This is a genomic window from Cupriavidus phytohabitans (genome assembly GCF_000426345.1).
GTDB lineage: Bacteria > Pseudomonadota > Gammaproteobacteria > Burkholderiales > Burkholderiaceae > Cupriavidus.
Window position 1 is genome coordinate 243,423 of record NZ_AUFE01000002.1, and the last position, 18,639, is coordinate 262,061.

An 18,639-nucleotide genomic window follows, 5' to 3' on the forward strand; every position below is an offset into this window, starting at 1 on the left:
AGCGAAATTCCATGACGCCATCCACCGCCGATTCCCGCACGCTCGCCCTTGCCCGCGAGGCCGTGCTGTACACGCTGCCGCTGTATGAAATGGCGCGCATGCGCGCCGCCACCTGCCCGCGCCGCCGCCGCGAAGGCGCCTTTGCCGATGCACGCCCCGACGGCACGCTGCGCTGGGTCAACCAGTTCTTCCACACGCGCCAGCTGCTGGGCCCGCAGCACCGGCAGGTGGTCACGCCCAACAACGACACGCTGTACAGCAACGCCTGGCTCGACCTGTCGCAGGGGCCGCTGCTGCTGGAGGTGCCGGACAGCGCCGGCCGCTACTACGTGCTCGGGCTGCTCGATTTCTACACCAACCCCTTTGCCTACATTGGCAGCCGCACCACCGGCACGCAGGCCGGGCGCTTCCTGCTGCACGGTCCCGGCTGGCAGGGCGAAGCGCCGGCTGGCGCCACCGCCATCGCCTGTCCTACCGATGCGGTGTGGCTGCTGGGCCGGCTGCTGGTGGACGGGCCCGACGACCTGCCCGCGGTGCATGCGCTGCAGGACCGCTTCCGGCTGACGCTGCCGGACGGCGGCGACCCGGTGCGCGCCTGCGACGTCGGCATGCAGCCCAACGAACACCTCGGCGCGTCGGCGCAGCAGGTGCGGCGCTACGCCGAAGTGGTGAACCGCGCGCTGCGCGAGAACCCGCCCCCGGCGGACGAGGCGGCGACCGTGCAGGCCTTCGCCGCGCTCGGCCTCGGTGCCGCGTGCGAGGGCGTGCCGCTGAAAGAAACGCAGGTGGCGCTGCTGGCCGCTGCCATGGAGCAGGTGCTGGCCGAACTGGCCCGGCCGATGCCTTCCGCACTGGGTGGCGGCTGGAGCTTGCCGGTCGAGATCGGCGCGTCATTCGGCACGCGCTATGCCGAGCGCGCGCAGGTGGCGCGCAACTACATCGGCGCGCTCGGCATGGAAGAGGCCATGTACATCATCGCCGACTGCGACGCGCAGGGACGCCCGCTTGACGGCAACGATCCGCACGAGCTGGTGTTCCCCGCCGGAAAGCTGCCGCAGGTGGGCGCGTTCTGGTCGCTGACCATGTATGACAAGGGCGACTGCATGCTGGTGGAGAACCCGATCGGCCGCTATTCGCTGGGCGACCGCTCGCCGAGCCTGCGCTACGAGCCGGACGGCAGCCTGCGCCTGCACCTGGGTGCCGCGGCGCCGCGCGACGCGGCGCGCCACGGCAACTGGCTGCCGGCGCCGGCGGGGCCCTTCTACGTGGCGCTGCGGCTCTACGTGCCCGGCGAGGCGCACCTTGGCAAGACCTTCCCGTACCCGGGCATCCAGGCCATGGAGGCATGACGATGACTGCTGACAAGATATCGCGCAGGGCCCTGCTGGCACGCATGCGCGACGTGGCGCTGCTGGGCGCGGCGCCGGCGCTGGCGCCGCTGGCTGCACTGGCGCAGGCGTATCCGGCGCGCACGGTGCGCCTGCTTTCCCCGTATGGTCCCGGCGGGTCCAACGACACCTCGGCACGGCTGCTGGCCGAAGCGCTGAGCCGCAAGTATGGCCAGCAGTTCGTGGTCGAGAACAAGCCGGGCGCCGGCACCCGGGTCGCCAACGAAACGCTGGCCCGCGCCGCTCCCGATGGCTACACGCTGCTGTGGGCGGCCGCGCCGTTTGCCATCAATACGGCGGCCGGCCTGCCGCAGCAATACGACATCCACAAGGACTTCGTCGCGGTGGGGCCGCGCGTGCTCGGGCCGGTGTTCCTGATCGTCAAGGCGGATTCGCCGGCGCGTTCGGTGGCGGATTTCGTGAAGCTGGCGCGGGCCAAGGCGGACGGCGTCACCTTCGCCTCGCCCGGTGCCGGGTCCGGGCCGCACCTGACCGCGGAACTGTTCGGCGCGCAGGCTAAGTTCAAGGTGCTGAACGTGCACTACCGTGGCGACGCCACTGCCTATACCGAGCTGCTGGCCGGCCGTGTCGACGCCACGCTCACCGCCATCACGACGGCGCTGCCGTTCATCAAGGCAGGGCAGCTGCGCGTGCTGGCGGTAGCGTCCGAGCAGCGCACGCCGGTCTATCCCGATGCGCCCACCTTCGTCGAGCAGGGCTATCCCGGCGTGACCGGCTACGGCTGGTTCGGCCTGATGGCGCCGGCAGGCACGCCCGCGGCGATCGTGCGCCAGCTCAACCAGGATGCCAGCGCGGTGCTGTCCGGCGCGGACGTGCGCAGCAAGCTGGCGGGGCTGGGATTGCAGCCCGAGCCGGGCGACAGTGCCGGCTTTGCGCGGTTCATCGATGCGGAAGTGCGCAAGTGGGCGGCGGTGATCAAGGCCAGCGGCGTGGTGCTGGAGTAGCGGCATGCACGCCGCACGCAGGCGTGCGTGTGGCGTGCGGGCAGGCATTCAGTGGATGCCGAAGGTGTCGTCCGCGCCGTGTTCCAGCATGTCGGCGGCGGCGCCATACAGGCTGCGCGACACATAGCTCCTGACCTGTCCGGCGCGCTGGCGCAGCCACGCGGCCTTGAACCGGCGCGCCTCGGCCAGCGCGGGCGCATTCCCCGGGGCCAGCGCGAGCACGTCGATCACATGCAGCGCGAGCTGCGTTTCGCCGCGTTCGGCCAGCGCTTGCGCATGGCGGATCAGCGCGCCGTGGTCGGCCACCGCCGCGGCAATCTCCGCGGCGGCATCCTGCGGCGCGGCCGGGTGCAGCGTGGTCGCGTTGCGGTCCCACCAGCCGTTTTCCGAGCGGTAGATGTCGCGCGCGATATAGCTGGGATCGCCGTACGTCGGCCGCATCCACGGCTGCTCGAACAGCTCCGCAGGCGGCTTCAGCGCGGCCAGCATCTGGCGCTCGTTGCACCCGGCGTTCATCAGCCGCACCACCTCGGCGCGCAGCCAGCGCAGCGCGCGCGCGGTCTGGCCCAGCACGCGTTCGCATTCCGCTTCGCCATGCAGCATGGGACCGAACTCACGCACCACGATACGCGGCTGCAGCGCGGCCATGCGCTCCAGCGTCTCGGCCCAGCGCACGGTATCGCGCAGCGTGCGGAAGGGCGTGCCGACATTGGGAATGGAATCGATCACGGCCGGTCCGCCGTACAGCACGCGCCGCCCCGGCAGCCAGACCGCGATCGCATCGTCGGTCTCCGAGGGCGCCCACAGCAGCTCGGCGCGACGCTCGCCGTGGCCGAGCGTCAGGCCATCCGCGAAGGTCTCGGTCGGCGCGGTATGGTTGAGCTTGCCCGCCAGCGCGCCGGCCGGGCGGCGGAACTGGATCTCCGCCATCCGTTCCTGCATGCGGGCGGTCTCGCGATAGCGCGCCTGGCGCGCCAGCACGTTGACGTGGGCAAGCACGCGCGGCGCCGGCTCGCCGCGCGCGGCGGCATGGTCGAGCCATTGCCGCACGCCGGCGTTGTAGCCCATATGGCCGTGGCTGTAGCACAGCGCCAGCACCGGCAGGCTGGTCTGCGTGCGCAGCGCCTCGATCATGCCGGCGGTGACGCGGCCGCCCGGGCCGCTGTCGACCACCAGCAGTCCGCCGCCAACGTCGGCGACGAAGCTCTGTCCCTGTCCGTGCAACAGCCAGACGCCGTCCTCGACCGGTTCGATCCCGGCGCCGGTGACCAGCGCGGCGGGCCTGTCCTCGAAATCCTGCATGCGTGGCTCCCTGAGCAAAAGAATGGATGCGGCTGCCGCCATCGGCCGGATGCATGCGGCTTGCCCTGACGGCAATGTCGCGCAAGCGGATGGCGCATGGGATTGGGGAAACTCCCCGCAAGCCGACGCGCATCGCCCGTCGGGCCAGCGCCGGCGCGGTGCGGGAGCCGGCCACGCTGGCGCGGTGTGAACCGGTGGTTAGCAGCCGGCGTTGCGCGGCAGTTCCCGGTTGTCGCCTGGTGCGCTAAGGCGGCAGCGAAGCCCGGGATTGCCCGCGGTGCTAACCGTGGGTTTACGCCCCCGCGATCCGGGCATCTGCCGCAAAAGGCGCGGCTGCCACATGATGTCTCCGCATCAACGGAACGGGAGTGGAACGCATGGCAAGCCGGCAAGACCTGCCCCTGGCAGGCATTCGGGTAGCGGAGTTCGGGCAGTTCATCGCGGCGCCAGGCGCGGCCATGATGCTGGCCGACCTGGGCGCCGACGTGGTCAAGGTGGAAGCGCTGCGCGGCGACAGCGCGCGGCGCTTCGACGGCACCAGCCCGCAGAGCCCGATGTTCCTGGCGTACAACCGCGGCAAGCGCGGCATCGCGCTGGACCTGCGCAGCAGCGCTGGCGTGGAGGCGGCGCGCCGGCTGGCACTGTCCAGCGATGTGGTGCTGCATAACACCCGCCACGGGGTGATGGAAGCGCTGGGCCTCGACGCCGGCACGCTGCGCGCAGCGAAACCGGAACTGGTCTATGCCGCGATCAGCGGCTTCGGTACGCGCGGCCCGTCGCGCTCGCGCCCCGGGCTGGACATCGCCGCGCAGGCCGAAAGCGGCATGATGTCCGTCACCGGCGAGGCCGGCGGGCAACCGCTGAAGGCCGGCTTCGCGCTGATCGACGCGGCCACCGCGCTGGCCGCTGGCAACGCCATCCTCGCCGCGCTGTTCCGCCGCGTGCGCACCGGCATGGGCGAGACCGTCGAGACCTCGCTGCTGCGGGTCGGCATCCAGCTGCAGGCGCAGCTGTGGGCCGAGTACCAGTGTTCCGGCGCGCTGCCGGTGCGCAGCGGCAACAGCCAGCCCAAGGCCGCGCCCGCGGCCGACGTGATCGCGGTGGCGGACGGGCACGTGGTGCTGTCGGCATACCTGGACGAGCACTTCGGCCGCCTGTGCCAGGCCATCGGCCAGCCCGCGCTGGCGCATGACCCGCGCTTCGCCAGCAATGCGCTGCGCGTGCAGAACCGCCCCGCGTTGCTGGCCATCCTGCGGAAAGCGCTGCGCCACCTCAGTGGCGATGCCGCGCGAGCGTTGCTGGAGCACCATCACGTCGTCGTCGGTGTGGTGCGCGACTACCGCCAGGTCGGCGCCAGCGACGACGTGCGCGCCGGCGGCATCCTGCGCGCGGTCGGCAACGGCGAGGGCGGCCAGCTGGAGCTGCCGGGACTGCCGTTCACGCTGGCAAGCATGAAGACTGACGACATAGCCGTCGTGCCACGGCTCGGCCAACACACTGCCGAGGTGCTGGCCGAACTCGGCTACGACGCCGCGCAGATCAACGATCTGGTCCGCGCCGGTGCGATCGGCTGCGAACAAACGGAGGCGGCATGAGCGCAACCCCGGCCACATCGCCGGTGCTGCTGGTGCGCCATGCCGGCTGGGCCGAGATCGTGCTGAACCGCCCGGCGCGCCGCAACGCCATCGACGCTGCGCTGGCCCGCGCGCTGGCCGATGCCGTCGACACCATCAACGCCGATGCCGAAACGCGCGCCGTGCTGCTGCGCGGCGCCGATGGCGCCTTCTGTTCGGGCCTGGACCTGAAGGCCCTGCAGGCGGAGCCCGGTGGCATGGCCGCGTTTGCGCGGATTTGGGAACGGGTACACGAGTCCCTGTTGCAAAGCCGCAAGGCCTGGATCGTCGCGCTGGAGCGCCATGCGGTCAACGGCGGCGCGGCACTGGCGCTGGCCGGCGACCTGATGGTCTGCGGTGCCGGCGCCTTCCTGCAGATCGGCGAGATCCGCCTCGGCATGGCCGCACCGCGCAACGCGGCGTGGCTCGCGCTGCGGCATTCCGAAGCGGTGGCGGCGCGGCTGTGCCTGCTGGGCGACCGGGTGCCGGCCGCCGAACTGTTGCGGCTGGGCATTGCCACCGAAGTCACCGACGACGCCCAGGTGCTGGACCGCGCGCGCGAACTGGCCGCGACCATCGCCGGCTTCCCCGCCGACGGCGTCGCTGCGATCAAGGGCGGCATGCGCGCCGCCAGCACCCGCCGCCATATCCATCACTGAAGCGAGACCCCGCATGAGCGTATCCGTTATCCCTGACAGCGAAGCGTCGCTGCTGGACTTCCGCAGCGAGGTGCGCGCGTTCGTCGCGCAGGCGCTGCCGCATGGCGTGCGCGAGAAGGTGCGCCTGGGCCTGGAGGTAAGCAAGGACGAGATGATCGACTGGCAGCGCCGGCTGGCCGAACGCGGCTGGCTCGCGCCGCACTGGCCGCGCGAGTGGGAGGGCCAGGGCTGGAGCGCCGGGCGCCGCGCCGCGTTCCAGGAGGAACTGGTGCTGGCCCACGCGCCGGAGACCGGCGGCATCTCGATCGAGATGATCGGGCCGATCCTGATCCGCTACGGCACGCCCGCGCAGCAACAGTACTTCCTGCCGCGCATCCTCAATCTGGAGCACTGGTGGTGCCAGGGCTATTCCGAGCCCAACGCCGGCTCCGACCTGGCCTCGCTGAAGACCCGCGCGCTGCGCAAGACCCGTCCCGACGGCACCGAGGTGTACGTGGTCAACGGCAGCAAGATCTGGACGTCCTACGCGCAGTACGCCGACTGGATCTTCTGCCTGGTGCGCACCGACAGCGGAGCACGCGCGCAGCAAGGCATCAGCTTCCTGCTGGTCGACATGCGCAGCCCCGGCATCAGCGTGCGGCCGCTGGTGGGGATCCACGGCTGGCACCTGTTCAACCAGGTGTTCTTCGATGACGTCGAGGTGCCCGTGAACAACCGCGTCGGCGACGAGAACGCCGGATGGGCCATCGCCAAGTCGCTGCTGGAGCACGAGCGCCTGAACCTGGCTCGCGTGGCCGAGAACCGGCGCCGGCTGGCCAAGGTACGCGCCGTCGCCGCCGAGCTGGAAGAGGGCGGGCAGCCGCTGCTGCAGCGGCCGTGGTTTGCGCGCCGGTATTGCGAACTGGAGGTGCGTCTGGAAACGCTGGCCGCAACCGTGCTGCGGTTTCGAAAGCGGGCGCGCGCCGGCGAACGGCTGGGCCCGGAGACCGGCATGCTCAAGCTGCTGGGCAGCCGGCTGATCCAGGACATCGAGAACCTCGCCGTCGATGCACTCGGCCCCCAAACGCTGGCCTACGACCGCGCCGCGCATTTCGAGCCGGCGGCACCGCAACCGGGGCAATCCGCCTACGCGGCAGCGGCTTCGGCCCGGCGCTTCGTCACCCGCGGCTACACCATCGCCGGCGGCTCCAGCGAGATCCAGCAGGAGCTGCTGGCCAGGCAGGTGCTGGGACTCTAGTCCCCGCACCGCTGCAACAGGAACCAATCCATGAGCGACTTTCAGGACGATCAGGACGATCGCCGCATGCTGCAGGAAAGCGTGCGGCGCTATGTCGAACGCGACTACGGCTTCGCGCAGCGTGGCGCGGCGCTGGCCGGGCCGGGCGGCTTCTCGCGCAGGCACTGGCAGGCTTTTGCGGAATTCGGCTGGCTGGCGCTGGGCCTGCCGCAAGCGTGCGGCGGCCTCGGCGATGCCAGCGACCAGGCCTTGCTGGCCGAGGAGCTGGGCCGCGCGCAGCCAGCCGAACCGTGGCTGGCCAATGCCGCGCTGTGCGCGCCGCTGCTGGCCGCGTGCGGCGATCCGGCGCATGTGGCCACTGCGATGGCGATGGCGGAAGGACGCACGCTGCTGGCACTGGCCGCGTGGGAGCCGCAGGGGCGCCATGACGCCTTCGACGTTGCCACCACCGCGCGGCAGCACGACGATGCCACTGGCCGGTGGACGCTGGATGGCCGCAAGACCCTGGTCCTCGCCGGCGGCAGCGCCGACGTGCTGCTGGTGCTGGCCCGCACCAGCGGCGCGCGCCGCGAGTGCGACGGCCTGACGCTGTTCGCCGTGCCGGCCGCAACGCGCGGCATCCACATCGAATCGCTGCCGACCTACGACGGCCGCCAGACCGCGAACGTGACGCTGCGCCGCGTCAGCGTGCCGGACAGTGCCCGCATCGGGGTGGTGGATGGCGCCTGGCCGCTGGTCGAAGCGGCCATCGACCATGCCACTACGATGGCCTGCGCCGAAGCGGTCGGGACCATGGCCCGTGCCTTCGAACTGACGCGCGACTATGTGACGACGCGCGAGCAGTTCGGCCGCCCGCTGTCCGCCAACCAGGTGATCCGCCATCGGCTGGTGGACCTGTATGTCAGCGTCGGACAGGCGCGCGCCATCACCGAGGCCGCCGCTGCGGCCCTGCACGGCGATGTGCCCGCGCGCCGGCGCGCGGTCTCGCTCGCCAAGGCTTTCGTGTCGGTCGCGGGGCGGGCGCTTGGCGAGGACGTGGTGCAGCTGCACGGCGCGGTGGGCATGACAGACGAGATGGAGATCGGCCACTGCTACAAGCGGCTGGCCGCGCTGGCGAATCTGTTCGGCGATGCAGACTGGCATTACGAACGGCTGGCGGAGTCTGATCAGGCGGCGCAGGCGCACGCAGCCTGAGGCGCCATCCGACCTTACCCGGGGCGCCGGCGAGCGCCCGTTCACAAGAAAGCCGGCAACGCACCGGCACAGCGCGGCCAATGCGCCGCACGGAGACAGCAGCATGTTGAACCATTCCACCGGCGCCCGCCGGGCCGGCTCTGCCCTCATTGCGGCGCTGGCCCTGGCGGCCGCCCCCGGCGCGCACGCCGAGGCCGCCTACCCCAACCGGCCGATCCGCATGGTGCTGCCCTCGGGCGCCGGCACCGTGACCGACCAGACCGCACGGCTGGTCGCCGAGCGCCTGACCACGGCGCTGAAGCAGCCGGTCGTGGTCGACAACCGCCCCGGCGCCAACGGCATCATCGCCAGCGAGACCGTGGCCCGCGCCGCCCCGGACGGATACACGCTGCTGTTCACCTATTCCGCCACGCTGACGGTGAACCCGTGGACCACGCCGTCGCTGCCCTATGACCCGGTCAGGGATTTCACGCCGATCGCGCGCCCCAGCGCGCCGGGCGGCAACCTGCTCGCCGTCAGCGCCGGCGTGCCCGTGCGCAACCTGCAGGAACTGCTGGCCTATGTGAAGGCCAGCAAGAGCGAACTGGCGTACTGCTCGTGGGGCGTGGGCTCTGGCGGCCACCTGGCGATGGAGTACCTGAAGGCGAAGACCGGCATCCACCTGCGCCATATCCCCTACAAGACCGCGACCCAGTGCAGCAACGACCTGGCCGCCGGCCACGTGACCATCGGCATCACCGATTCGGTCTCGTCCATCCCGCACCTGAAATCCAGCCGCATTCGCGGCATTGCCGTGTCGGGCCCGGAGCGGCTGCTGCCCACGCCCGACGTGCCGACCATGACCGAGCAGGGCGTGCCGTTCCAGCAAGCCAGCTGGGTCGCGTTGTTCGGGCCCAGGGGCTTGCCCGCGCCGATCGTCGCGCGGCTCAACGCGGAGGTGAACCGCATCCTGCAATCGCCCGAAGACCGCGAACGCTTCGCCGCGATGAACCTGAAGCCGGCCACGCCGGCCAGCGCGGCGGAACTGGCGAAGCTCGTCAGCGCCGACCTTGCGGCATGGGGCGAGGTGGTGAAGGTGGCGGGACTGAAGGCGGACTGAAGGCGGAATGAGGGCAACAAGCAACAAGCAACAAGCGCAACACACGCAACACACGAAGACAACAACGAGGACGGGAGACAGGCAGCGTGAAGGCTAGACAGTGGATGGCGATGGGATTGGCCGGGGCGGCGCTCTACGGCGGCAACACGGCCGCGGGGACGATGCAGCTGTACGGCGTGGTCGATGCCTCGATCGAATACGCGCGGGGATCCGACAGCGTGGTGCGGATGCGGGAAGGCCAGCAGGCGGCATCGCGCTGGGGCATCCGCGGCATCGAGGACCTGGGCGGCGGCCTCAAGGCCAACTTTCTGGTCGAGTCAGGCTTCAATATCGACAACGGCGCCGAGTTCTTCGGCAACAACCGCCTGTTCGGGCGGCAGGCGTACATGGGCTTGTCCGACGGGTGGGGCGAATTCCGCCTCGGCCGCCAGTACACGCCGTCGTTCTATGCGCTGCTGCGGCTCGACCCGTTCCTGCTCAACGGCGCGGTGTCGCCATTCAACCTGCTCAGCGCCACGGCATCGCAGGGCACCGGGCATGTCGCCTATGGCGCGCGCTTCGACAACGCCGTGCAGTACTTCTCGCCCAACTGGGGCGGCTTCGCCTTCGGCGCGGCGGTGGCGCCGGGCGAGGTGCCGGGCTCGCCGCGCTCGGGGCTGAACTTCGGCATGAACGCGACCTACGAAGCCGGCAACGTCTACGCGTTCTACACCTACCAGGGCATGTACACCGGCGCCAACGTGCCGGTGGAGCCGACGCTGACGTCGAACCACTTTGTCGGCGGCTCTTACCGCTTCAAGCCGGTGGAAGTCGGCCTGCTGTTCAGCATGGCAAGCAGCAACCGCCCCGAGACGCGGTCGGCGCGCCACTATGGCGTGACCTTCAGCTGGACAGTGACGCCGCGCGACATCTTCAAGGCCGCGGCAATCAAGCGGCAGATCCTGGGCGGCGGGGAACGGCCGCTGGCCATGACCATCGGCTGGGATCATGACCTGAGCAAGCGCACCACGGCGTACATGCGGGCGGTGTGGGTGCATAACAGTCCGGGCGGCAGCGCCAGCATCAACAGCATCGCGATCGATCCGGGCAGCGGCGACGATGCCAGGTCGGTGAGCGTGGGCTTGCGGCATCGGTTTTGAGGGCCGGGGGGCGGGGGCGGGGCGGCATGCGCGGCATGCCGGCCAGGCATGCCATGCCGACGCAATGCTCATGGCAGGCCACTTCACCGGTTCACACAATGGAAGGGCCAACCGGAGCCTTCCATGTCCTCATGCACTCTTTCCCTCGAAGCGGAATGCCGGCGCCTGCGACTGCCTGCCGGCGCGGAGCTGGCCTGCCGCGCGGGCAGCCTGTGGCTGACCTTCGAAGACGGGGATCGGCCATCGCCTGACGTCATGCTTGCGCCGGGCGAACGCTACCGGCTGCATCGTGACGCCGATGTGTTTGTCGCCGCGCTGCATGGCGCCGGCCCCGCGTTGTGCCAGGTTGAAGCGCCGTCACGCTCCCGCAGCGCGGGATCGTCGTGGGTCAGGCGCTTCAGGTGGCTGTGGCGCGCGCGCGCGTCGTGACAGTGTGCGCGGCTTCCTGGCAGATCCATTCGGCCACGCGCCTGACATCCTCGCGCGGCTGGTCCGAGGCATGGACCAGCCAGTAAGCGTTCGGACTCGGCGGCGCCTGCAGCGCCGTCGGCACGATCACGAGCTGGCCGCCATCGATCAGCGGCCGCACCAGTTCCAGTCGCCCGAGTGCGATGCCCTGGCCCGCCAGCGCGGCATGGATGACCTGGTCGTATTGGTTGAAGCGCAGCATGCCGCGCTGGCTCGCCTGGTGGTAGCCGCCCGGCTCCAGCCAGCTGCGCCACTGCAGCCATGTGCGGGGATCGTCGAATTCCAGAAGCGGCAGGCTCAGCAGCGGCTCGTCGTGCCCGCCGGCTTCGGCTATCTCGCGCACCAGCGAGGGATGGGCCACCGGGGCGATGTGCTCGCCGAACAGGCGTATGGCACCGGGCGGCGCCGCGGCGTCGCGGCAATAGCGCACGGCGAGGTCGATGCCCTCGGCACGCAGGTCGCCGATGCGGTTGCTGGCTGACAGGCGCACGTCCAGGTGCGGATGCGTCTTCTGCAGGCTGCCCAGCCGCGGCAGCAGCCACAAGCCCGTCACGCCGATGCTGGCGGTGACCGTGACCGGCCGCTGGCCCTCGATGCGGCGTACCTCGGCCACCACGTCCTGCAGCTGCTGCAGCGCGCTGTCGGCGCTGCGGAACAACCGTTCGCCCTCGGCGGTGAAGGCGACGCCGCGATGCTTGCGCACGAACAGCGGCACCTTCAGCTGCTCTTCCAGCGCGTGGATCTGCCGGCTGACCGCCGACTGCGTCAGGCACAGGTCGTCCGCGGCCTGGGTGATGCTCATGCGCCGGCCGACGGCGACGAAGCCCTTGAGCAGGTCGAGCGGGAACAGTCGGACGAGCGGGACAGACATGCGGGGCCTCCAGGCAAACACGGCATAAAGACGCGCGAAACCCCATTACAGCACGATCCGCGACGCCTCTGCCATGCGTGGTGCGCATGGCAAAACGACAGAATGATCGCTTGAGGCAGGACGCCGGGGCGGCTGCAATAGATGGGCGGCCACGCTGCTGATCCTCGCCGTTGCGCTGGCCGTGGCGCTGCCGACGGCGCTGCCTTTCCAGGCTCGCGCCGCCGTCGTCGCCTCGGCACGCAGTGGCGAAGGCAAGCCGGCCGGCGAGCTGCCGCTGCTGGCCGCGGTACGAGGCCCTCAGCCATCCCGGCTTCTGGCTGCTGAACCTTGGCTTCCTGGCTTGCGGCTTCCAGCTGGCCTTCATCGCCAGCCACTTGCCCGCTTATCTGATCGATCGCGGCATGCGTCCGGCCGACGGGGTGGCCGCGCTCGCCATCTTCGCGCTTGCCAATGTGGCAGGCATCTATGTGTTCGGACTTCTGGGCGGGCGCCACAGCAAGAAATACCTGCTTGCCGGCAGGGTAGCCCGCAGCCTTGCGGTGCGGCCAGGCGGGCATCACTACGTGAGCGGCACCTCGACGCCGACAGGCGCGACGTACTCCGTGATCCGCCGCCGCGACAGTTCCATGTGCGCGCGCACGATATCTCCGGCGGCCTGCGCATCGTGACGCTCGATGGCCTCGATGATCTGCTCGTGCTGGCCGGCCGCCTTGCCGAGATCCGCCTCCATGTCGTGCGTGGTCGGATGGCGGTAGAAGATCTTGCCGAGCCGGGCATGGTCGATCAGGATCCGGCGCAGGCTGGGCATCAGGTAGGGGTTGTGCGCCATCCTGCCGATCTGCAGATGGAACTGGTCGTTGTACAGCACGCGGTTCTCGACATCGTTCTTTTCGATGGCTTCGCGGAACCGCAGCTGGATCTGCTTCAGTTCATCGATCTCGGCACGCGTTGCATTCGTCGCGGCCAGCTGCGTGGTCGCGATATAGATCAGCGGCGCGGCCTGGAAGAAATTCCGCAGCGACTGATGGTTCATCGACGACACGCGCGCCGCCCGGTTGGCCTCCAGCTCGATATATCCCTCGGCGGCCATCTGCCGCATCAGTTCACGGACTGGTGGCCGGGACAAGCCGAACTCCTCGCTTAACGCCAGTTCGTCCACCACGGCGCCCGGCGCCATCTCCATGCTGACGATACGCCTGCGCAGGGCTTCGTTCAGCAGCGCCTTCCGGTCAACGGAGGGATCGGCCTGCAGGGACTCGTTCTCCGCGGCTGCCTTTGTCTTCGCCATCTTCATCGCCTTTGTCTATCAATCGTAGACATTTTATAGCAGGCGGGCGGGCGCGCGGTGCTGCCAGCCCGATTGCCGGAGCAAAAAGTGGATTGTAAGGCGCTTCAGTCGTCATTTCGCTGCCGTGTTTACCCTGATGGCGGCATGTCTAGCGTATGAATATTCTATGTCTACAATTTGTAGACAGACGAACGCAATGACCACGACGACTGCGACACGCGCTCCGGCGCCGGGTTGCGAGCGGTGGAGACAAGGGCGACAGCGAGTTTTCGAGATGACCAAAGTAACTTCCATTCCCGCCGACGATTCGACTTGCGGCTGGTTTCACCTGAGCCAGCCGCGCAAGCCGAAGCCATCGCATTCGGGAGAGACCAGGGCGCGCTGGGTGGTGATCGGCGCGGGATTCACCGGCCTCGCCGCGGCCCGGCAACTGGCGCTCAACTTTCCGGGCGACAGGGTGGTGCTGGTGGAGGCCCAGGAGGTGGGATTGGGCGCGTCCGGGCGAAATGCGGGCTTTGCGATCGACCTGCCCCATGACATCGGTGCGGAGGACTACATCGGCGAGATTGAAACGGCGAAGACCAGCCTGAAACTGAACCTGACCGGGCAGCAGATCCTCCGGTCGCTGGTGGAGGCACACCAGATCGATTGCCAGTTCCGGGCCTCCGGCAAATACCAGGCAGCGATCGAAGATCGCGGCGTCGCCGTACTCGACGCCTATCGCCGCGGCCTGGACAAGCTTGGCCAGCCGTACGAGATGATCGAAGGCGAGGCCTTGCCCGATCACATCGGCACGTCCTACTACCGGAAGGCGCTGTTCACCCCCGGCACCGCGCTGATCCAGCCGGCGGCGCTGGTGAAGGGCCTGGCCAGCAGCCTTCCCGCAAACGTGGAGCTCTACGAGCACACGGCCATCACCGACGTGGAATACGGTGAAAAGACCGTGCTGACGCACCGGCATGGCCGCATCGTCGCGGACCAGCTGGTCCTGACCAACAACGCCTTCGGCATGCGCTTCGGCTTCCTGCAAGGGACCATGCTGCCGATCTTCACCTATGCAAGCCTGACCCGGCCGCTGACACCGGCCGAGCAGGCGCGCCTCGGCGGCAAGCCGTTCTGGGGCCTGATCCCCGCGGACCCGTTCGGCACGACGCTGCGCCGCACCCACGACAACCGCATCCTGGTCAGGAACAGCTTCAGCTTCAATCGCGACGGACGGAGCCAGCAGAAATACCTGGACCGCTTTGTCAGGACCCACCGGGAGTCCTTCGAGCGCCGGTTCCCGATGCTGCCCGGCGTCGAATTCGAATACACGTGGGGCGGCTCGCTGGCGCTCTCGCGCAACCACATGGGCCATTTCGGCCAGCTCGCTCCCAATGTCTACGGCGCGCTTTGCTGCAATGGCCTGGGGGTGACGCGCGGCACCGTCACCGGGACCTTGCTGGCGGATTACCTGGCGGGCGAGCGCAATGACCTGATCGACTTCCTGCTGTCATCGCCGGGACCGAACAGGAATCCGCCCGAGCCGTTCCTGTCGCTGGGCGTCAACACCAATCTATGGCTGGGACAGCGTCGCGCGGGCAGGGAGATCTGATCGTTCATCCATGGGTCCCCGGACCCTTCGGTTTCATTCAAAGACTCAGGTTCCGCATTCCATCAGGGCGGCCTGGGCATTGCAGGAGACAAAGCGTGGCAAACAATGTTTCGATCGAAGACGTGCCGTTGAATAAATTCCACCAGCTGCTCTGCGTGCGCTCCGGCGGCGGCTGGGTGCTGGACGGCTTCTGGCAAGGCATGGTGGCGGCCTCCGCCTTGCTCGGCATCTTTTTCGGCGGCTTTCTTGGCGGCCTGCTGACCGGGCACCTGGGCCGCCAGAAACTGTATTTCTTCGGGCCGACGATTTTCGTGCTGTGCTCGGTGGCGCAGTTCTGGGCCGATTCGGGCGTGGCGCTGTTTTTCTTCCGCTTCCTGATCGGCGTGGGTGTCGGCTTTGAATATCCGGTCGCAGGATCCCTGCTGGTGGAGTTCTTGCCGAAGAAGTACCGCGGCCCACGGCTGGCGATGCTGACCATCCTGTGGTTCGCCGGTGCCGCGCTCGCCTATATCGTCGGAAACGCGATCCTGGATAGCGGGTGGCCGGATGCATGGCGCCTGGTGCTGGCCAGCCCGGCAGCGATCGGCGTGGTCCTGGTGCTGTTGCGCATCGGCACGCCTGAATCGCCGCGCTGGCTGCTGAGCAAGGGGCGCACGGCGGAAGCCGAGCGCGTCATCAGGAAGGTCTATGGCCCGTCGTTCTCGCTGCGGAACCTGCCGGAACAGCCGCCCGAGAAAAAGGTATCGATCCTGAGCCTGCTGCACTCGGGCTACGGCAAGCGCATGCTGTTCGTGTCGGTGTTCTGGAGCTGCTCGGTCATTCCGGTCTTTGCGGTGTATGCGTTCGCGCCGACGGTATTGCAGGCACTCAACCTGAAAGGCGCGTGGGCGTCGTATGGCTCGGTGGCCATCACGCTGCTGTTCGTGGTTGGCTGCTTCATCGCCACGCGGCTGATCAATGTCATCGGCCGGCGCAGCATGCTGATCCATAGCTTCCTGTGGTCCGGTCTTGCACTGCTGGGATTGGGCGCGTTCTCCAATGGCGCGGAGATGCTGGTGCTGGCGTTTTTCGGCGCCTACGCGGTCTTTATCGGCGGTGCCCAGGTGCTGCAGCTGGTCTATCCGAATGAACTGTTCCCCACCGAGATCCGCTCCGCCGCGGTGGGCCTGGGCGCCTCGCTGTCACGCATCGGCGCAGCCATCGGCACGTGGCTGGTGCCCATCTCGCTGCAGAGCATCGGCATCGGCAACACCATGTTCGCCGCCGCCGCGGTCACGCTGCTCGGCCTGCTGGTATCGCTGGCACTGGCTCCGGAAACGCGCTCGCTCAGCCTGCAGGAAGCGGCATCGCTGACTCGCTAGGCCGCTCCTTCTCACCAACATCACTCCACGGAGAAACCATGAAATTCGAAGGCATCTATACGCCTGCCATCACGCCGTTGACGGCGGAAGGCAAGATCGACAACGCCGCCTTTGCGGAAGTCCTCGAATCCCTGATCGAAGCCAGGGTCCACGGCATCGTCATCGGGGGCTCGACCGGCGAATACTATGCGCATACGGCGCAGGAACGCCTCGACCTTGCCGCGCTGGCCAGGGAGGTCATCGGCACGCGCGTGCCGCTGGTGGTCGGCACCGGCGCTGTGCGCACCGAAGATTCGGTCGAGTATGCGAAGGCGGCCAAGGCCATCCGCGCCGATGCCATCCTGGTCGGCTCGCCGCCGTACGCGCTGCCGACCGAGCAGGAAAACGCCGCGCACGCGCTTGCCATCGACCGCGCCGCTGGCCTGCCCATCATGCTCTATAACTATCCCGGCCGGATGGGCGTGTCGATGGGCCGCGAGTTCTTCCGCACCGTCACGGCGGCGTCCGCCAATTTCGTGGCCATCAAGGAAAGCTCGGGCCAGGCGGCACAGCTGCACATGCTGGCCACGGAGTTCAAAAACATCGATATCTCGTGCGGCTGGGACGACCAGGCGCTGGAGTTCTTTGCCTGGGGCGCGCGCAGCTGGGTCTGCGCCGGCTCGAACTTTATCCCGCGCGAGCATGTTGCGCTCTATGAAGCGTGCGTCATCGAGAAGGATTTCGACAAGGGCCGCCGCATCATGGCCGCGATGCTGCCGCTGATGGATTTCCTGGAAGGCGGGAAGTTCGTCCAGTCGATCAAGTTCGGCTGCCAGCTCGCCGGCCTGCGTCCGGGTGGCGTCCGCGCCCCGCTGCAAGGGCTCGACGAAGGGGAACAACAGGCATTGCAGGCGATTGTCGCCAGGCTCAGGCAGGATGTCGCCGCGGTCGTCGGGGGGGAGGTCTGATGGCGCGGCTACTGACGGCTGATGAATATGCAGCGATGGCCCGGGATATCGTACTGCCGACGCAGGCATTCATCGACGGCGCCTGTGTGCCCGCGGTGTCGGGCGCAACGTTCCAGACCACCAATCCCGCGACCGGCGAAGTGCTGGCCAGCATCGCCGCCTGCGACGCGCGCGATGTCGATATCGCGGTGGCGAAAGCCAAAGCCGCATTCGAGGACGGACGCTGGCACCGACGTTCCCCGGCCGAGCGCAAGGCAGTCCTGCTGCGTTTCGCCGACCTGCTCGAGAGGAACGCCCATGAGCTGGCCGTCATGGAAAGCCTCGACAGCGGCAAGCCGATCCGCGAATGCCAGAACACCGATATCCCCGAGACCATCCATACGATCCGCTGGCACGCAGAGCTGATCGACAAGATCTATGACAGCACGGCGCCAGTCGGGGCGGGCGCATTGTCGCTGGTGGTGCGCGAGCCGATCGGCGTGGTGGGCCTGGTGCTGCCGTGGAACTTCCCGTTGCTGATGCTGGCGTGGAAAATCGGTCCTTCACTGGCCGCGGGCTGCTCGATCATCGTCAAGCCGGCCAAGGAAACCACGCTGACGGCGTTGCGCGTGGCCGAGCTCGCGCATGAGGCGGGCGTGCCCGCCGGCGTGTTCAATGTGCTGCCGGGCGGCGGCAAGGAAGTGGGCGAGCCGCTGGGGATGCACATGGATGTGTCCATGGTCAGCTTCACCGGTTCGACGGCTACCGGCCGGCTGTTCCTCAGATACGCGGCCGATTCGAACCTGAAGCGCATCGTGCTCGAGTGCGGCGGCAAGAATCCCGCGGTGGTGCTGAAAGACGTCGAGAACCTCGATGTCGTCGCGCAGCACGTGGTCAACGGTGCCTTCTGGAACATGGGCGAGAACTGCTCGGCCTCGTCGCGCCTGATTGTCCATGCCGAGATCAAGGACGCGCTGCTGTCGCGCATCGGTGTCCACATGCGCGAATGGAAGATGGGAAATCCGCTCGATCCGGAGCATCGGATTGGCGCGCTGGTCAGCGAAGCCCATTTCGGCAAGGTGAGTTCGTACATCGAGCAGGCCGGCATCGAGAAACTGCGCGTGGCCTTTGGCGGCGGCACGGAAGGCGGCATTTTCGTCGAGCCGACGGTGGTCGACGGCGTGGGCCAGGACAGCAAGCTGTTCCGGGAAGAGATCTTCGGTCCCATCCTTTCGGTCACGACGTTCAACACCGTCGACGAAGCCATCGCGCTGGCGAATGATTCGGTCTATGGACTCGCGGCCTCCGTCTATACGAGCAACCTGAACCATGCGATCCGGCTGTCGCGGGAAATCCGCGCCGGCGTGGTGACGGTGAACTGCTTCGGCGAGGGTGACATCACCACGCCGTTCGGTGGCTACAAGGAGTCGGGCTTCGGCGGACGCGATAAATCGATCTGGGCGCACGACCAGTACACCGAGCAGAAGACCATCTGGATCGACGTACCGGACCACGTTGGCAACAGCTAAGTGAAA

The 18,639-nt window shown here is 68.4% G+C and carries 16 protein-coding genes; 13 read left to right on the forward strand and 3 right to left on the reverse strand.

The genetic code is table 11. The features are described from left to right. Positions 1-11 precede the first annotated feature (11 nt). Positions 12-1,349 carry a DUF1254 domain-containing protein gene (locus K309_RS0102780; protein ID WP_029044993.1) on the forward strand — a complete coding sequence of 446 codons (1,338 nt, stop codon included), beginning with the start codon at positions 12-14 and terminating at the stop codon, positions 1,347-1,349. Positions 1,350-1,351: 2 nt separating this feature from the next. After that, entirely contained in the window at positions 1,352-2,353 is a 1,002-nt protein-coding gene (locus K309_RS0102785) for a tripartite tricarboxylate transporter substrate binding protein (RefSeq protein WP_029044994.1), read from the forward strand. Positions 2,354-2,401: 48 nt separating this feature from the next. On the opposite strand, the gene K309_RS0102790 is transcribed toward K309_RS0102785, so the two are convergent. Then, a complete protein-coding gene (locus tag K309_RS0102790) occupies positions 2,402-3,655 on the reverse strand; it encodes an alkyl sulfatase dimerization domain-containing protein (protein ID WP_029044995.1) in 1,254 nt (417 codons plus the stop codon). A gap of 377 nt (positions 3,656-4,032) precedes the next feature. Between K309_RS0102790 and K309_RS0102795 the strand changes: the two genes are divergently transcribed. The 7 genes from K309_RS0102795 to K309_RS0102825 all read left to right on the forward strand — a co-directional run bounded on the left by K309_RS0102795 (position 4,033) and on the right by K309_RS0102825 (position 11,025). Next, the gene (locus K309_RS0102795) at positions 4,033-5,250 is read left to right on the forward strand and encodes a CaiB/BaiF CoA transferase family protein (protein ID WP_029044996.1); all 1,218 of its coding nucleotides are present in this window, start codon (positions 4,033-4,035) and stop codon (positions 5,248-5,250) included. Then, positions 5,247-5,927: an enoyl-CoA hydratase/isomerase family protein gene (locus K309_RS0102800; protein WP_029044997.1), complete on the forward strand. Its 681-nt coding sequence runs from the start codon at positions 5,247-5,249 to the stop codon at positions 5,925-5,927. The genes K309_RS0102795 and K309_RS0102800 overlap by 4 nt, the downstream gene beginning before the upstream one ends. Positions 5,928-5,940: 13 nt before the next feature. Beyond that, positions 5,941-7,164 carry an acyl-CoA dehydrogenase family protein gene (locus tag K309_RS0102805; protein ID WP_029044998.1) on the forward strand — a complete coding sequence of 408 codons (1,224 nt, stop codon included), beginning with the start codon at positions 5,941-5,943 and terminating at the stop codon, positions 7,162-7,164. Positions 7,165-7,194: 30 nt separating this feature from the next. Further along, positions 7,195-8,358 (forward strand): acyl-CoA dehydrogenase family protein, encoded by a 1,164-nt coding sequence (locus K309_RS0102810; RefSeq protein WP_035876600.1) that lies wholly within the window; start codon positions 7,195-7,197, stop codon positions 8,356-8,358. A gap of 103 nt (positions 8,359-8,461) precedes the next feature. Next, a complete protein-coding gene (locus K309_RS0102815; protein WP_029045000.1) occupies positions 8,462-9,457 on the forward strand; it encodes a Bug family tripartite tricarboxylate transporter substrate binding protein in 996 nt (331 codons plus the stop codon). A gap of 104 nt (positions 9,458-9,561) precedes the next feature. Then, the gene (locus K309_RS0102820) at positions 9,562-10,596 is read left to right on the forward strand and encodes a porin (RefSeq protein WP_035876602.1); all 1,035 of its coding nucleotides are present in this window, start codon (positions 9,562-9,564) and stop codon (positions 10,594-10,596) included. A 123-nt stretch (positions 10,597-10,719) separates the two neighbouring features. Next, complete coding sequence (locus K309_RS0102825; RefSeq protein WP_029045002.1) at positions 10,720-11,025, forward strand: DUF2917 domain-containing protein; 306 nt, start codon at positions 10,720-10,722, stop codon at positions 11,023-11,025. Here K309_RS0102825 and K309_RS0102830 read toward each other — a convergent pair. Beyond that, entirely contained in the window at positions 10,994-11,935 is a 942-nt protein-coding gene (locus tag K309_RS0102830; RefSeq protein WP_029045003.1) for a LysR substrate-binding domain-containing protein, read from the reverse strand. The two genes, K309_RS0102825 and K309_RS0102830, sit on opposite strands and share 32 nt — an antisense overlap. Positions 11,936-12,494: 559 nt before the next feature. Further along, a complete protein-coding gene (locus K309_RS0102840; protein WP_029045005.1) occupies positions 12,495-13,223 on the reverse strand; it encodes a GntR family transcriptional regulator in 729 nt (242 codons plus the stop codon). Positions 13,224-13,497: 274 nt separating this feature from the next. On the opposite strand from K309_RS0102840, the gene K309_RS0102845 reads away from it, so the two are divergent. The 4 genes from K309_RS0102845 to K309_RS0102860 all read left to right on the forward strand — a co-directional run bounded on the left by K309_RS0102845 (position 13,498) and on the right by K309_RS0102860 (position 18,633). Next, entirely contained in the window at positions 13,498-14,817 is a 1,320-nt protein-coding gene (locus K309_RS0102845) for an NAD(P)/FAD-dependent oxidoreductase (RefSeq protein WP_029045006.1), read from the forward strand. A 95-nt stretch (positions 14,818-14,912) separates the two neighbouring features. After that, positions 14,913-16,178, forward strand: a complete 1,266-nt coding sequence (locus K309_RS0102850; protein ID WP_029045007.1) for an MFS transporter — start codon at positions 14,913-14,915, stop codon at positions 16,176-16,178. 38 nt (positions 16,179-16,216) lie between these two features. Next, positions 16,217-17,125 (forward strand): dihydrodipicolinate synthase family protein, encoded by a 909-nt coding sequence (locus K309_RS0102855; protein ID WP_029045008.1) that lies wholly within the window; start codon positions 16,217-16,219, stop codon positions 17,123-17,125. Further along, entirely contained in the window at positions 17,125-18,633 is a 1,509-nt protein-coding gene (locus tag K309_RS0102860; RefSeq protein WP_029045009.1) for an aldehyde dehydrogenase, read from the forward strand. The genes K309_RS0102855 and K309_RS0102860 overlap by 1 nt, the downstream gene beginning before the upstream one ends. The last annotated feature ends 6 nt before the right edge of the window (positions 18,634-18,639 follow it).